The sequence below is a fragment of the Marinimicrobium hydrolyticum genome, assembly GCF_030848505.1.
GTDB lineage: Bacteria > Pseudomonadota > Gammaproteobacteria > Pseudomonadales > Cellvibrionaceae > JAVDDU01.
The window spans coordinates 737,211-751,129 of sequence record NZ_JAVDDU010000001.1; the positions used below are offsets into that span (position 1 = coordinate 737,211).

The following is a 13,919-nucleotide window of genomic DNA, read 5'->3' on the forward strand; positions in this document are numbered from 1 at the left end:
TTCCATGAAGGGCGGTAATATGAAAGGGCGCATCTGAACGGTGCGCCCTTTTTATTAGCTAAACCGGTGAGGTCGAATCCATCATTCGGCACTGCCAATTCAGAGTAGCACTGAACCAGGGATTCCCCGAAATCAGTGATCGTTGGCCAGCGGGCAGTGGACTGCCGCCGTTGGTCGCATAGCGCGGTCAGATACTGCGGCTATGCCAAATAATAGGAGCACACACACATGTTGCAAAGTCTTCGTGACAACACCAAAGGGGTTGTGGCGGGTATCTTAATCGGCCTTCTGGTGATTATCTTTGCCTTGTCCGGCGCTGAGGCGTTGTTCACTGGTGGGGGGTCGCCTAATACCGTCGTTACGGTGAATGGCGAGGACATCACCGAGCAGGAGGTCAGCCGACAGGTCAATATGGAAAGGCGTCAACTGCTGAGTCGTTTTGGCGATTCCGTGCCGGACGAATTTCTCAGTGATGAAAGGCTTCGCCCGGCTGCCATTGATACCCTGATTCAACGCAGCGTCCTGGTTCAGGAGGCTCGCTCCAAAGGTATGGCCATCAGTCCAGAGACACTCGACAGCATGATCGTCGCCACCGAAGAGTTTCGGGGCCCTGACGGTCGCTTCGATGCAAACCGCTATCAGCAACTGCTCCGCTCTGCAGGGTTTACGCCGTCCACTTATCGGCGAGCCTTGGAAGAAGAGATGCTGATTAACCAGCTTGCCAATGGCATATCCGGAAGTGGGTTTGTGACGCCCGCAGAGCTGGAACACCTGATCGCGTTAAGCTATCAAACGCGCGACTTTCAATACGTCACCCTGAACGCTGAGAGAGTGGCCGACGAAGTCAGTATTACTGATGAAGAGATTATTGAGTATTACGAGAATAATCAGGCCGAGTTCACCCAGGAAGAACAAGTCGCCGTGGACTATGTGGAACTGAGCGTGGAACGGTTGATGGATGACATCGACATTCCGGAGTCTGAACTGCGGGCACAGTTTAAGCAGAATATGGCTGCAGCCGAGCGTGAGGGCGTTCAAAGACGCGCTGCGCACATCTTGATCGAAGACGGTGATGAAGAGCGTCTTGAAACTGTGGCTTCACGATTGGCTGCTGGCGAAGATTTCGCCGAGGTCGCGCGTGAAACTTCAGATGATTTTGGTACACGTAACCAAGGCGGAGACCTGGGCTTTATTGAGCAGGGTGAATTCCCGGAGGCTTTTGAAGATCGCTTAGCCGCACTGTCCGTGGGTGAAGTGTCTGAACCCGTTGAAACAGAGTATGGCGTACATTTCATTAAGCTGATGGATGAGCGTCGCTCGGATCCGGTTCAGTTTGAAGACCAGCGTGATGAAATTGCCCGACAGCTAAAACGAGTGCAGGCAGAAAACCAGTTCGTTACGATGATGACTAGGTTGAGCGAAGTCTCCTTTAACGCTGAAGACTTGGCAGAAGTCGAGGAAGAGTTGGGTCTGCCGGTTCAGAACACCGGTCTTTTCGGTCGCTCTGGTGGTGAAGGTATTGCGGCCAACAGACAAGTTATCCAGGCCGCCTTCTCAGAAGAGGTGTTGGAACACGGTAATCCCAGCGATGTACTTGAGCTTAGCCCAAGTCGTGTTGTGGTGGTGAAGAAGACTGATCGACAAGAAGCGTTCGTTCGGCCTTTGGACGATGTCCGTGAGCAGATCGCGACTTACCTGGAAGAGGAAGAGACGCGTCGCTTGTTAACAGAGCGTGGAGAGCAGGTGGAAGAAGCGCTGCAAAGAGGCGAGCCGGTAGACGCTGTAGCTGAGCGCTGGAACCTGGACGTGCAGGAAGTGCAAGGGATCAGTCGCGATGAAGCCGATCTGCCTCGCCAATTGGTCAATCACGCCTTTGCAATGCCTCGCCCCACGACCGACGAGCCTGTAGTGGGCGGTGTTCATGTTGGTTTGGATTACCACGTAGTGGTATTGGCTAATGTGGATCCCGGCACGCTGGAAGCGTTGAGCGCTGAAGAGCGCGATGCCATGGCACAGAACCTTCGTCGCATGTTCGGTCAACAGGACTATGCGGCTTATCAAGATATGCTCCAGGAGCGTGCTGATATTCGTCGTCGTTAAGACGTAACACGCCACGCCCAATGTCCGCTTTTTTAGGCGGGCATTGGGCGTTTTCGTTTCGGTGGGGTTTGACTGGCGGAGTTGGTGCTGGTCACTTTTCGTTCCTTGCGCTTTCCCTGCGCTTTTTTATCTAGCTTTCACGCGTTATGCGGCGCGAAACAGATTGCCAGCCTAAAGCTTACTTAACCGTTCTAAATTCAGTTGCCAGTAACGTCTACGAACAGGGTTAAAGACTGACCCGGATGGATGTAGCTGTTTTCAGGAACCTGATTCCAGCTCAGCACATCGCTGACGCTAACATTAAAACGATTGGCAATCCGGGCAATGGAGTCTCCCTGCCGGACTCGGTAATTCACTCTGCGCACAGTCGATCGGTTGTTGAAGGCTGGGCTCTGCTCAGCACTAGCACTGGCGACTGCCTGATTTCTCGTCCAAACCACCAGTTTTTGCCCCGGCATTAAACGATCCCCTGGGGCCATTCCGTTCCAGTTGGTAAGGGCGCCGACCGTTACACCATGCTGACGGGCAATCCTCCAAAAACTATCTCCAGAGCGAACGGTATACTCGATTCGCTGACTGCCGTCTGCACCGCGCGCGCGATTTTGTTGTCGTTCCAACCGCTGGCCAGCGCTATAGGCATAGTGCTCATCCGGTTGAGTCGCGGTGGGAATCATCAGTGTTTGACCGACGCGAATAATGTGACCGTTGAGGTCGTTGACGCTCTGCAAAGTCCCAACGCTGGTTCTGTGCCGCCGGGCAATGGTGCTCAGGGAGTCGCCCGACCTAACCTGATAGCGTGTCCAACTGACTCTTTGTTCAGGAGAGAGCTCTGCCAGGCGCTGGGTAAACTGGCCTGCGTTCTGAACCGGGATCAGAAGGCGATGCGTGCCTTCCGGGTCTGTCGCCCAACGGTTGTACCCGGCGTTCAACAGGTAAAGCTCGTCGATGTCGATGCCGGCCATCTCGGCCGCCTGCGCCAGGTCGATCTGCGAGTCCACCATGATCTCGGCGAAATAAGGCTCGTCAGGAACAGGTTGCAGAGTAATTCCGTGGGCTTCGGGGTCCCCAATGACTCGGGCTAGGGCGATGAGCTGGGGAACGTAATTCCGGGTTTCCCTAGGTAACCTTAGGGACCAGTAATCTGTGGGTCGGCCTTCTCTGGTATTGCGGCGAATGGAGCGATTCAGATTGCCTCCGCCGGTGTTGTAAGCCGCCAGAGCCAAAAACCAGTCGTTGTCAAAACGGGCGTGCAGGCGCGAAAGGTAAGTCAGAGCTGCGTCGGTGGAAGCCACTACATCCCGACGTCCGTCGTACCACCAGTTTTGATCCAATCCGTAGTAACGGCCGGTGGCCGGCACGAACTGCCAAATGCCGGACGCGCGGCTATGGGAGTAGGCAAAGGGATCAAACGCACTCTCGATGATGGGCAACAGCGCCAACTCCAGAGGCATGTCTCTGGCTTCCAGCTCGTTGACGATGTGATAGAGGTAACGGCTGCCGCGCTCCACCACACGATCGATGTAGTGAGGGTGGCGTTTATACCAGTCTACGTACGTCTGAATGCGTTCATTGTCCGCTTCAGGAAAACCATAGCCGGCCCTTAATCGCGGCCAAAGATTGCCCAAATCGGCAATTTCGTAGTCGCCATGAGTCTCTGGGTCAAAATGACAGTATTCATCCGCGATGTTGATACGCGCGCTGGAGGGCAGGGCAAAGGAATCATTTGGCTGACTCACGAGGGAGCTGCACCCACTTACGCTAATCAAGCCAAAAGCGATTACTACGGGGTTTTTTAAGAACTTCATGAAGTCACGTATTTGTTATGGGTCACGGCGAGTGGCGCTAGGCTCACCCGCTCGGAGGATTTATGCGATTCTAGGTGCTGGTCAAACCCTGGTCAAGGTAACTTGGGCGCCTAGCCTCAGATGGCGCCTAGTGCCACAAGTTCCAAATTAGCGCCTAAATAGAGTTTAGCAGGCGGTTGAAAAACAACCTGTTCGGGGAGGGAAATTAGTTGGCATCCTTCCAGCTTCTAAGGGCCGCAAAAACGTCAGCTTCGGTTTTCAGCTCTCGTCCGGCGTGGGCTTCAACCTGTTTTCGTATCGCCGGCTCCCGACAGCGCAGGAAGGGGTTGGTGGCCAGTTCTTCGCTCATAACGGTGGGTAGTGTGATGCCGGTGCGGGCAAGGGCTCGTTCTTCCCGGCCCCGGCGGCTTTCCAGTGCGGGATTGTCGGGGTCGGCCAAGCGCGCAAAGCGCAGGTTTGCCAAGGTGTATTCGTGAGCGCAGTAAACGAGCGTGTCGGGAGGCAGCTGCGTGAGTTTTTTTAGGGAGTGTAAGGCCTGCTCGGCCGTCCCCTCAAACAGTCGTCCGCAGCCGCCCGCGAACAGTGCATCTCCACAAAATACGACCGGCGGCTGGTTGGCGCCTGCCGGAGAGTAGTACGCAATATGGTCCAAGGTATGGCCGGGCAGGGCAATCACCTCAAAGGTGACATGCTCCAGGGTGAGGTGCTCGCCCTCTGATAGTGGCTCCGACACCTGCCGCACAGAGCTGGGGCCGTAAACGGGCACTTGAGAGTACGCCAAAAGGTCGTCGAGTCCGTCTGTGTGATCCCAGTGGTGGTGTGTGATCAGTACGCCCGCCAGTGTCAGCTGGCCTTCCTGAAGCCGCTCTATCACCGGAGCCGCCTCGCCGGGGTCCACTATGTAGGCTCGGCGATCGGTGCCCTTGAGCAGCCACACGTAATTTGTATCCAGGGTCGGAATGGCTTCTATGTCAAACATGGGGCCTCACGTCTCTGGTTGTATGGCGATGTAACTGGCATGATAAAGAATCTGATCGCCAACACCAAACTGTAGCCTGGACGACCATGCCTAATCGCTTGATTCGCCGAATGCGCGTTTTTATGCGCCAGCGCTTTGGTGTGGTGCCCCTGCGCCAGTCCTTACCGGATGTAGAAGCTTGGCTGGAAACGCCGCTCGGCCAGGCGTTGCTCGAGCAGGAACGCATGTTATTGGAGCCAGAGCTGCAGGATTTATTCGGCTACCACCTGCTGCAGATGAGTGTCGATCCCGCGTTGGATCTTACGCGGGGCAGTCGCATTACCCACCGGTTTACCCTGGCTCCCACCACGGCCACCCAAGGGGCGCTGTCGCCACTGGTAGCGGAGTTTCATTCGCTCCCCTTATCAGCGGAATCACTGGATTTGGTGTTGTTACACCACCTACAGGATTATTCCCAAACCCCGCACCAACTGCTCAGGGAGGTGGCGCGTGTACTGATACCGCGAGGCCATTTGGTCATCGTGGGCTTTAACCCATGGAGTCTGCTGGGAATAGGGCGCTGGGTGGCGCGCTGTTTTAGCGACAGCCCCCGCTGGCGACATCAGTCGTTGCGCTTGGGCAGGGTACTGGATTGGCTTCAGCTGTTGGATCTTGAGTTGGTGAAGGTCAATCACGGTTTTTACCGCCCACCGATTCAGCGCCCCGGAGCATTGCGCCATTTGCATTGGTTGGAGCGCTGGGGTAAAAAGCTGCCCATGTTTCCGGGCGGGGTCTATATCATCGTGGCCCGGAAAGACCTAGGTGCGCCCATTCCGCTGAAGCCTAGCTGGGAGAGCGTCAAAACCGCCCCGGGCCTGGAGGGCGTCAAATCGATAAGAAAAGAGCAAAAGGCTTGCAAATCAAGCCAGTAGAGGCGATATCTTGAAAAAAGTTGAAGTGTTTACCGACGGTGCCTGTCGTGGCAATCCTGGCCCAGGCGGGTGGGGGGCGTTGCTTCGGTTTGGAGACGTCGAGCGCTCCCTGTACGGGGGAGAAGCACAGACCACCAATAATCGCATGGAGTTGCGCGCGGCCATTGAGGCGTTGGCCGCCCTGAAAGAGCCCTGTGAAGTGACTTTAACGACCGACTCCCAGTATGTTCGACAGGGCATCAGTGGCTGGCTGGCCGGCTGGAAACGCAATGGCTGGAAAACGGCCTCCAAGGCGCCGGTTAAAAACGTCGACCTCTGGCAGGCTCTCGATGCGGAAAATCAACGCCATAAGGTAGTTTGGCACTGGGTCAAAGGCCACAGCGGCCACCGGGAAAACGACATCGCCGATCAGTTGGCCAACCGCGGCATTGATGAATTGAGGAGTTAAACGTGCGTCAGATTGTGTTGGATACGGAAACCACGGGTTTGGAAACGGCGCAGGGCCACCGGATCATCGAGATAGGTTGCGTTGAACTGGTGAATCGACGCCTCACGGGCCGCCACTACCACCAGTACATCAATCCCGAGCGGGAGGTGGACGCCGGGGCGATGGAAGTCCACGGCATTACCAATGAAATGCTGGCGGACAAGCCTCTGTTCAGCCAGATCGCCGATGAATTTATGGCGTTTGTGGACGGTGCTGAACTGGTAATTCACAACGCCCCCTTCGATATTGGCTTTATCGACGCCGAGCTAAAGCGGCTGGGCGGTAAGGTTTCGACCATAACCAGTGTGTGTACCGTGATGGACACGCTCCTGCTGGCGCGCTCCAAGCACCCAGGGCAGAAGAACAATTTGGATGCCTTGTGTAAACGCTACGGTGTTGACAACACCCAGCGTGAACTTCACGGCGCGTTGCTGGATGCTGAGATTCTGGCCGACGTTTACCTACTGATGACTGGCGGTCAGACGGCTTTGTCTCTCGGTGGAGAGGATTCCAAGAGCGGGCGATCCGGTGTCGCCGGCAGCGAACCGCGACCACTGCCTGCCAACCGTCCGGTGTTGCCGGTGATAGAGGCGGTCGCAGAAGAGTTGGCTGAGCACCGGGAAAAGCTGGAGGCAATCGCCAAAGCCAGCGGCGGCATTTGCCTCTGGGCTGAATAAGGGTCCAATCAGCGGCAACTGTGAGACGTATTTAACAATCAGGACAAGGACTTACGCCGGGTTTGTAAAGTTGCCATAAAAACTTGGGTAAGTGGCGTTACATTGCTATTCTTAGTGGAATAGAGGTCTTAGTGGCCTGCTGGGGGCGAGGGAAGTGAACATCATTCAGTCCTCGGAGAATAAGCCAAATCAACAGGATAGCCGCAGTGACCGGAGTCGAAAAAGTCAACCTGAGTTCACTCAAGCTGGTACAGGATGAGCTGATTGCCACCATCGAGCAATCGGCCGTGCACTTGGAGCAGTTTGCCTCTGAACGTAATAACGCCGAGCTGTTACAAAGCTGCATTGATGGCATCAAGCAAATCAGCGGTACCTTGAGCTTGCTGCAACTTAAAGGCGTGGATCTTCTGGCGCAAGAGCTGGTGGAGCACATCACCGATATTCCCCTGGGCGAAGAGCCCAACAGCGACCGACAGCTCGACGTACTCACTTCCGCTTTCTTTATTTTGCCCCGTTACCTCGAGTACTGCCTACAAACGTCACGCAGCATGGCCATGCTGTTAATCCCGTACATTAATGAGCTGCGCCAGATTCGCAAAGCGCCTCTGCTCCCAGAAAGTCATTTCTACGTATTCGATATCCCCAAGGTGGCGCGCACCGAGCAGCAGAGTGCGGCGGTACTGGGTGAAGATCTGAATAGCGTGGTGCGCCGCTTGCGACACATGTACCAAGTGGGCTTATTGAAAGTGCTACAGGGCAAGGGTACTGGCCCAGCGCTAAGCATGATGGCACGTTCCATGGAGCGTTTGGACTCGGCTTGCGTTGGTTACCCGATGGGGGAGCTCTGGCGAGTTGGCAGCGCCTTTCTGGAAGCCGCAGCCGAGAAAAAACTGCACCTAACGATGGGACGAAAACGCCTGCTCAGCACTTTGGATCGTGAAGTGAAAAAAGTGCAGGCGGAAGGGAAAAGCGCTCTGGATAAAGCGCCAGATCCTGCCCTGTTAAAGGAGATGCTCTACCTGGTGGCCCTGTCTCGTTCCGACGCGCCTAAAGTAGTTGCGGTAGCCAAAGCTTACGGAGTTGAACACTTACCGTACAACGATGCGGAGCTAATCCGGGAACTGGAGTTTCTTAAAGGCCCCAGCGCCAATACCATCGACTCTATGAGCGCCGTACTCAAAGATGAGTTGCGTAGCACCAAAAATATTCTTGAGCGTGCCGCTCAAGGTGGTACCGAGCTTCTGAACGAAAGCCCCGAGTTGCTGGATACGCTAAAGAAAGTCGCGGACATTCTGGCCGTGGTCGGGTTGGTTTCCGCCAGCAACAGCCTGCGCCAGGAGATCCAGAAAATCGCCGGCTGGCAGGAAGGCAAAGTACAAATAGACCCCGAAGAGCTGCTCGCCGTGGCGGACACGCTTTTGTACATTGAGAGCTCGGTGTCCGGCTTGGGTAAGACCAGTCTTTCCGATGAGCGTCTAGCGGAGATCAACGCCACCTCTCGTCACGACATCATCGCCCATAGCCAATTGGCGGAAGCGGAACAACTGGTGTTTGAAGAGGCGGAATCAGGCCTTTCCCTGGTCAAAAGGGCGCTAAGCTCCTTCGCTGAATCCAATTACGATGTCGGGCACATCAAGAACGTTGCCAACACCTTAAATTCCGTTCGTGGCGGTATGACTCTATTGAACCTGCCCCGTGCGGCCGCCTTGGTGTCCGCTTGTGTGCGCTTTGTTGAGCAATCGCTGCTCCAAAACGAACAGCCCGCTGCCGTGCAACACATGCTGGAAACGTTTGCGGATGCCGTCATCAGCCTGGAGTACTACTTGGACACCATCAAGTACGAGCGCGATGCAGACGACAGCGTGCTTAAGGTGGCGGAAGAAAGCGTGGAGGCGTTAGGGTACCCGGTCCGTTAGCGGCCCACCACCATGAATCCGACCGAACCTAAATCAGTCCGGCCCCAAGGCGCATATCTACTGGTGTATGACCAGCAGCTCCTGTGTCGCGAGGAGGGAGGCCTGTACCTGTGTTCTGAATCGGAACTGACCGCAGTTCAGAGCGTCATGGGCAGCAAGCCTCAACTGCTGGGCTATGTACGCGGACGCCCACACTTTTTGGTTAGCCTGTCGCAGCCCCAATCTTTCGCTCATGCCCAATGGCAAGGCCTACGCAGCCAACTGGGCGAACTGGATGACCAACTATTCGCCCTGGCAGGGCAAGCCTTACAGTTGAGCCGCTGGCGTAGCGAGCACCGTTTCTGCGGCCGCTGTGGTGGGCCCACGCAGGATGTTCCCGGAGAACGGGCTACCTTATGCACTCAGTGCGACCTTCGGTTTTATCCGCGCTTGTCCCCGTGCATGATTACCCTGGTCACCCGTGGTGACCACTGTTTGCTGGCGCGTCACGCCCGGTCCAAAAACCCGATATTCACTGCTCTAGCGGGGTTTGTAGAGGTAGGCGAACGGGTGGAGGACACAGTCCATCGGGAAGTTAAAGAAGAAGTCGGCCTGGAGGTCGAGGGGCTGCGCTACTTTGGCAGCCAACCCTGGCCCTTTCCCGGGCAATTGATGCTGGGCTTCCATGCCCGGTATGCGGCCGGAGCGATCCGGGTGGATCAAACGGAGATCGTGGAGGCAGACTGGTGGCGCTACGATCGCCTGCCCGAGGTGCCCCCACCGGAAACTCTTTCCGGTCAGCTGATTGCGCATTTTGTCGCGGAACAGCAGAATAAGAACCAATAATGACGAACAGACTGTTATAAAACGCTGTAGCGGCTCGGAGCTAGATCCCAGGAAACGTTTCAGCAGGCGGTTAGTGAGTCCAGATTTGTCTGAAAAGGGCGTACCATGTTCTACACAATACTTGCGGTGTTCGTGCTGTTGCTGGGTGGCCTGTTAGTCTATAGCGCAGTAAAGACCCTGGCGCGAAGTCGCTGGTTCCTGGGTTGGTTAAGAGGTATGTTCGGCCTGGCTCTAATGGGCGGTGCAGGAGCGCTCGCCATGGTAGCCTATGACATCATCAGTTATAAACAACTGCCTAAAGAACAGCCAGTGGCTACCTTGAGTTTTCGCCAAATGGGTAAGCAGAATTACCTGGCGACTTTGGTGCACAGTAACGGCAAAGAAGTGGAGTTTGATTTGCGTGGCGATCAGTGGCAACTGGACGCCCGCGTTATTAAGTGGCAAGGTTTTGTCGCTAGCATGGGTGTAAAGCCCGGCTATCGCCTGGATCGAATCAGCGGCCGCTACTTTATGCTTGAGGATGAGCGCAGTGTTGAGCGTACCGTTTATGATCTCAGCGACAGCCAATGGCGCCTGGACACATGGCAATGGCTGCGGCGTTACCCGCAGGTAATGCCGCTGGCGGATGCCAATTACAGCAGCGCCACGTTTGTACCTATGGCGGACAACGCCCTGTTCGAAGTAAGCCTGTCCAGCGCCGGTTTACTGGCAAGACCTTTGAACGGTCCAGCGCGCGATGCGCTGGCCATCTGGGACGATTAAATTTACCCATCTAAAGACGGAGTCTGACTTTGGAATTTTTAGCGGAGTACGGTTTGTTTTTGGCCAAGACCTTGACCTTTGTTCTGGCGCTGGCGGTGATCGTGAGCCTTATTGGAGCGCTGGGAAGCAAAGGAAAGAAAAAGCACGACAAAGGCCATATTGAAGTCACTAATCTTAATGACAAGTTCAAAGAGATGGCGGATTCGCTCCGCCACGCGGCCTTGGATAAGCTGACCCTAAAGCAAGAAGAAAAAACCGAAAAGAAAAAGCGCAAGCTCGAAGAAAAAGAGCTTAAAAAATCCCTTAAAGAACAGGGCGGCCAGCGGGAAAAGACCACGCCGGTGCCAAGCCCTAAAAAGCGCGTTTTTGTACTCGACTTTCACGGCGACATTAAAGCCTCAGCGACCGAGAACCTGCGTCAGGAGATTACCTCCGTTCTGAGTCTGGCGACGGAAAGTGACGAGGTGGTGGTGAAAGTGGAAAGTGGCGGCGGTATGGTCCACAGCTACGGCTTAGCCTCCAGTCAGCTGGCCCGTATTACCGACCGAAAGATTCCCCTAACCGTGTGCGTAGATAAAGTCGCTGCCAGTGGCGGTTATATGATGGCCTGCGTAGCCGATAAAATCCTCGCCGCACCGTTCGCCATTCTCGGCTCCATTGGCGTACTGGCTCAGGTGCCCAACTTCAACAAATTGCTGAAAAAGAACAGCATCGACTATGAGATGTTCACGGCCGGTGAATACAAGCGTACCGTTACCATGTTTGGTGAGAACACCGATAAAGGCCGGCAGAAATTTAAAGAAGACCTGGAAGACATTCACGTGCTGTTCAAGGAGTTTGTCTCCGAGCATCGGCCCCAGGTGGACATAGCCAAAGTGGCTACTGGTGAGATCTGGTTTGGTCGCCGTGCCACCGAAGTGAATCTGGTGGATGGCCTGCAAACCAGCGACGAATACCTGCTAGCTCAGCACCCGGAGGCAGACATCTACCAAGTGGAGTTTGTGCACAAAAAATCCCTCCCTGAAAAATTCGGCTTTGCCGCCCAGGGCGCTGTCGATCGCCTGCTGCTGACCTGGTGGGAGCGCGGCAGTCAAAACCGTTGGTTTTAATACCCAATAGCCGTCATCCCCGCGAAAGCGGGGATCCAGTTCAAGAGTTTACTGGGTGTTAGTTTGGTTTGAGAAAAGAGTGCCATAGTCTGAGACTACTGAACACTCACCCTATTCCGGACAGCACTGCGCTTTCGCGGGAATGACGGCGTCTAAGAGGGTGGTGCTTTTCGTTGTCGCGCTTGGGCACGAGTCGGGCGAGTAGACAGCGCGGCAGCGCTTATCAACAGCAAGTAGGTTCATCGGTTTATTTGCTTTATCGGGAGGTGCGTCATGTTTTTCTCCGAGCGTAAAACCCAAATGCCCAAGCCCGAGGATGCGCTACCCGGGCGATCTCAAGCTGTGCCTGTCACCAACCGCCACGCCGTAAAAGGTACGCCTCTGAAGCCGCCGTTTCCGAAAGGCAGTGAGCGATTGATTGTGGGCATGGGGTGTTTCTGGGGTGCCGAACGCGCGTTTTGGCAGCTGCAGGGCGTCTACACCACCGCCGTCGGTTACAGCGCCGGTTATACGCCCAATCCCACGTACGAAGAGGTGTGCAGCGGTCTTACCGGTCACAATGAAGTGGTGTTGGTGGTGTACGACCCTGAGCAGGTAGCGTTTAACGAGCTACTGGAGTTCTTCTGGGAAGAGCATGACCCCACCCAGGGGATGCGTCAGGGTAATGATCGCGGCACCCAGTATCGCTCCGGTATTTACACTTTCAGCGACGCTCAATTGACCAAGGCCAAAGAGAGTGCCGTAGTTTATCAGCCCGCGCTGACGGCAGCCGGTTTTGGCGAGATTACAACGGAAATTAAACCGGCGTCTGAGTTTTATTACGCTGAGGATTACCACCAACAATATCTGGCCAAAAATCCGGGCGGTTATTGTGGTTTGGCCAGTAACGGAGTCGAGTACCCCAGAGCGGGATTGTAAGAAGGGGTAGGGTGCTGTCGCGGGCGGTTTAGGATGTGGAGCGTTTACGAAAGAGGGCGGCTTATTGCCGCCCTTCGTTTGTACTGGGCTCCAGGACCTCTTTCACTAACTTCAGGTAAACCGTATAAATTTCCGGCTTCCGGTTTTCTCGTTCCACGATAAAAAAAGGCGCTTTGTTTACCTGATACTGACGTGCCAACTGCATGCCGGGGCTGTCGGGGTCGGTCTGGTGTGCTTCCAACACTTCATCGATTTTTTTTATCCACCCGGATGTTCTCAACTGGTTTTCAACGTCTCGGCATTTCCGACAGGGCGAGCCGTCCGGCAGAATCTTTTTCACCAGGGTGATTTTCATTCCAGCCTCCGCGTGGCAGACAGTTAGCTCTCAATGTTTTGAGCGTGTAGCCCACACTCCTTCTTGGTTGCTTCCTCCCACCACCAACGGCCTTCCCGCTCGTGCTGCCCTGGCCCAACCGGGCGGGTGCACGGTTCGCAACCGATAGAAATAAAACCGCGGTCGTGCAGTTCATTGTAAGGGACTTCCAGGGCTCGAATGTAGTCCCATACCTGCTGGGAGCTCCAGTTAGCCAAGGGGTTGAACTTCACCAGGCGATCGCCGGGGCGGGCGAACACTTTGTCATCCTGAATTACAGGAATGCCCGCGCGGGTGCCAGGGCTCTGATCTTTGCGCTGACCCGTCACCCAGGCGTCAACCTCAAGCAACTTCCTGCGCAGAGGTTCAATTTTGCGAATCCCGCAGCACTCGTGGTGGGTGTCTTCATAAAAACTGAACAAGCCCTTTTCGCTAACCATTTGACGCACCGCTTCGGCATCGGGGGCCATCACGTCAATCTTGATGCCGTAATGTTTACGCACACGCTCGATAAAGCGATAAGTTTCCGCGTGTAGACGACCGGTATCCAGAGAAAAGACTTGTACGTCAGGGTTAATCTGGTGAGCCATATGCACCAGCACTACGTCTTCGGCGCCGCTAAAGGAAATGGCCAAATTCTCGTACTGTTCCAGAGCGTACTGGAGAATCTTTTGGGGCGATTGCTTCTGCAATTCAGCGTCCAGATCGACGGTGGTTACCAATTCATTGCTCATGGCGAGGGTCTCAGCTGCATCCAAACAAAGGCCGGAAGAATACCAGAGCGCTCGCCAAGTTCCCAATACCCAACGTTTATGACCTTATAGCCAATGGCGTCACCATCATTATCCTTTCACGTCCAGGTGCTCGTCACCACGAGCAGGAACGACTCAACAGCATCGGCTCGAACTGGATTCCCGCCTGCGCGGGAATGACGAGGGGCGGTAGAACCGTAAAGAGTGACGGCGTATCCGCTCGAGTCGTCATCCCCGCGAAGGCGGGGATCCATTTTGAAAGGTACTAACCGGGCACATGGGTAACAGATAAAACCGGGCACATT

The 13,919-nt window shown here is 55.2% G+C and carries 13 protein-coding genes; 9 read left to right on the forward strand and 4 right to left on the reverse strand.

All coding sequences use genetic code 11. The annotated features are described in order from the left end of the window. Positions 1–228: 228 nt before the first annotated feature. The gene (locus tag RBH33_RS03290) at positions 229–2,100 is read left to right on the forward strand and encodes a SurA N-terminal domain-containing protein (protein ID WP_306730691.1); all 1,872 of its coding nucleotides are present in this window, start codon (positions 229–231) and stop codon (positions 2,098–2,100) included. Between the two features lie 197 nt (positions 2,101–2,297). Here the strand turns inward: RBH33_RS03290 and RBH33_RS03295 are convergent, their stop codons facing one another. Beyond that, positions 2,298–3,836: a lytic transglycosylase gene (locus RBH33_RS03295; protein ID WP_306730692.1), complete on the reverse strand. Its 1,539-nt coding sequence runs from the start codon at positions 3,834–3,836 to the stop codon at positions 2,298–2,300. Between the two features lie 274 nt (positions 3,837–4,110). Further along, the gene (gene gloB / locus RBH33_RS03300) at positions 4,111–4,884 is read right to left on the reverse strand and encodes a hydroxyacylglutathione hydrolase (RefSeq protein ID WP_306730693.1); all 774 of its coding nucleotides are present in this window, start codon (positions 4,882–4,884) and stop codon (positions 4,111–4,113) included. An 86-nt stretch (positions 4,885–4,970) separates the two neighbouring features. Between gloB and RBH33_RS03305 the strand changes: the two genes are divergently transcribed. From RBH33_RS03305 to msrA, 8 genes are all read left to right on the forward strand, one after another. Further along, a complete protein-coding gene (locus RBH33_RS03305; RefSeq protein ID WP_306730694.1) occupies positions 4,971–5,795 on the forward strand; it encodes a class I SAM-dependent methyltransferase in 825 nt (274 codons plus the stop codon). A 10-nt stretch (positions 5,796–5,805) separates the two neighbouring features. Continuing rightward, positions 5,806–6,243, forward strand: coding sequence for a ribonuclease HI (gene rnhA, locus RBH33_RS03310; RefSeq protein ID WP_306730695.1), 438 nt, complete (start codon positions 5,806–5,808; stop codon positions 6,241–6,243). A 2-nt stretch (positions 6,244–6,245) separates the two neighbouring features. Further along, complete coding sequence (dnaQ, locus tag RBH33_RS03315; protein ID WP_306730696.1) at positions 6,246–6,959, forward strand: DNA polymerase III subunit epsilon; 714 nt, start codon at positions 6,246–6,248, stop codon at positions 6,957–6,959. A gap of 206 nt (positions 6,960–7,165) precedes the next feature. Beyond that, the gene (locus tag RBH33_RS03320) at positions 7,166–8,875 is read left to right on the forward strand and encodes a FimL-related protein (RefSeq protein WP_306730697.1); all 1,710 of its coding nucleotides are present in this window, start codon (positions 7,166–7,168) and stop codon (positions 8,873–8,875) included. 12 nt (positions 8,876–8,887) lie between these two features. After that, positions 8,888–9,700, forward strand: coding sequence for an NAD(+) diphosphatase (gene nudC / locus RBH33_RS03325; protein WP_306730698.1), 813 nt, complete (start codon positions 8,888–8,890; stop codon positions 9,698–9,700). Between the two features lie 105 nt (positions 9,701–9,805). Further along, entirely contained in the window at positions 9,806–10,462 is a 657-nt protein-coding gene (locus RBH33_RS03330) for a cation/multidrug efflux pump (RefSeq protein ID WP_306730699.1), read from the forward strand. 29 nt (positions 10,463–10,491) lie between these two features. After that, on the forward strand, positions 10,492–11,571 hold the full coding sequence (sohB, locus tag RBH33_RS03335) for a protease SohB (RefSeq protein WP_306730700.1): 1,080 nt from the start codon (positions 10,492–10,494) through the stop codon (positions 11,569–11,571). Positions 11,572–11,844: 273 nt separating this feature from the next. Further along, positions 11,845–12,489: a peptide-methionine (S)-S-oxide reductase MsrA gene (gene msrA / locus RBH33_RS03340; RefSeq protein WP_306730701.1), complete on the forward strand. Its 645-nt coding sequence runs from the start codon at positions 11,845–11,847 to the stop codon at positions 12,487–12,489. A 61-nt stretch (positions 12,490–12,550) separates the two neighbouring features. On the opposite strand, the gene RBH33_RS03345 is transcribed toward msrA, so the two are convergent. Next, positions 12,551–12,844 (reverse strand): hypothetical protein, encoded by a 294-nt coding sequence (locus RBH33_RS03345; protein ID WP_306730702.1) that lies wholly within the window; start codon positions 12,842–12,844, stop codon positions 12,551–12,553. Positions 12,845–12,867: 23 nt separating this feature from the next. Further along, positions 12,868–13,596: a phosphoadenylyl-sulfate reductase gene (locus tag RBH33_RS03350; RefSeq protein WP_306730703.1), complete on the reverse strand. Its 729-nt coding sequence runs from the start codon at positions 13,594–13,596 to the stop codon at positions 12,868–12,870. Between the last annotated feature and the right edge of the window lie 323 nt (positions 13,597–13,919).

Excerpts from the sequence above, each read along its gene's own strand:
- RBH33_RS03290 (WP_306730691.1), top strand. The coding sequence starts at position 229 with ATGTTGCAAAGTCTTCGTGACAACACCAAAGGGGTTGTGGCGGGTATC.
- gloB (WP_306730693.1), bottom strand. The coding sequence starts at position 4,884 with ATGTTTGACATAGAAGCCATTCCGACCCTGGATACAAATTACGTGTGG.
- RBH33_RS03305 (WP_306730694.1), top strand. The coding sequence starts at position 4,971 with ATGCCTAATCGCTTGATTCGCCGAATGCGCGTTTTTATGCGCCAGCGC.
- nudC (WP_306730698.1), top strand. The coding sequence starts at position 8,888 with ATGAATCCGACCGAACCTAAATCAGTCCGGCCCCAAGGCGCATATCTA.
- RBH33_RS03330 (WP_306730699.1), top strand. The coding sequence starts at position 9,806 with ATGTTCTACACAATACTTGCGGTGTTCGTGCTGTTGCTGGGTGGCCTG.
- msrA (WP_306730701.1), top strand. The coding sequence starts at position 11,845 with ATGTTTTTCTCCGAGCGTAAAACCCAAATGCCCAAGCCCGAGGATGCG.
- RBH33_RS03345 (WP_306730702.1), bottom strand. The coding sequence starts at position 12,844 with ATGAAAATCACCCTGGTGAAAAAGATTCTGCCGGACGGCTCGCCCTGT.
- RBH33_RS03350 (WP_306730703.1), bottom strand. The coding sequence starts at position 13,596 with ATGAGCAATGAATTGGTAACCACCGTCGATCTGGACGCTGAATTGCAG.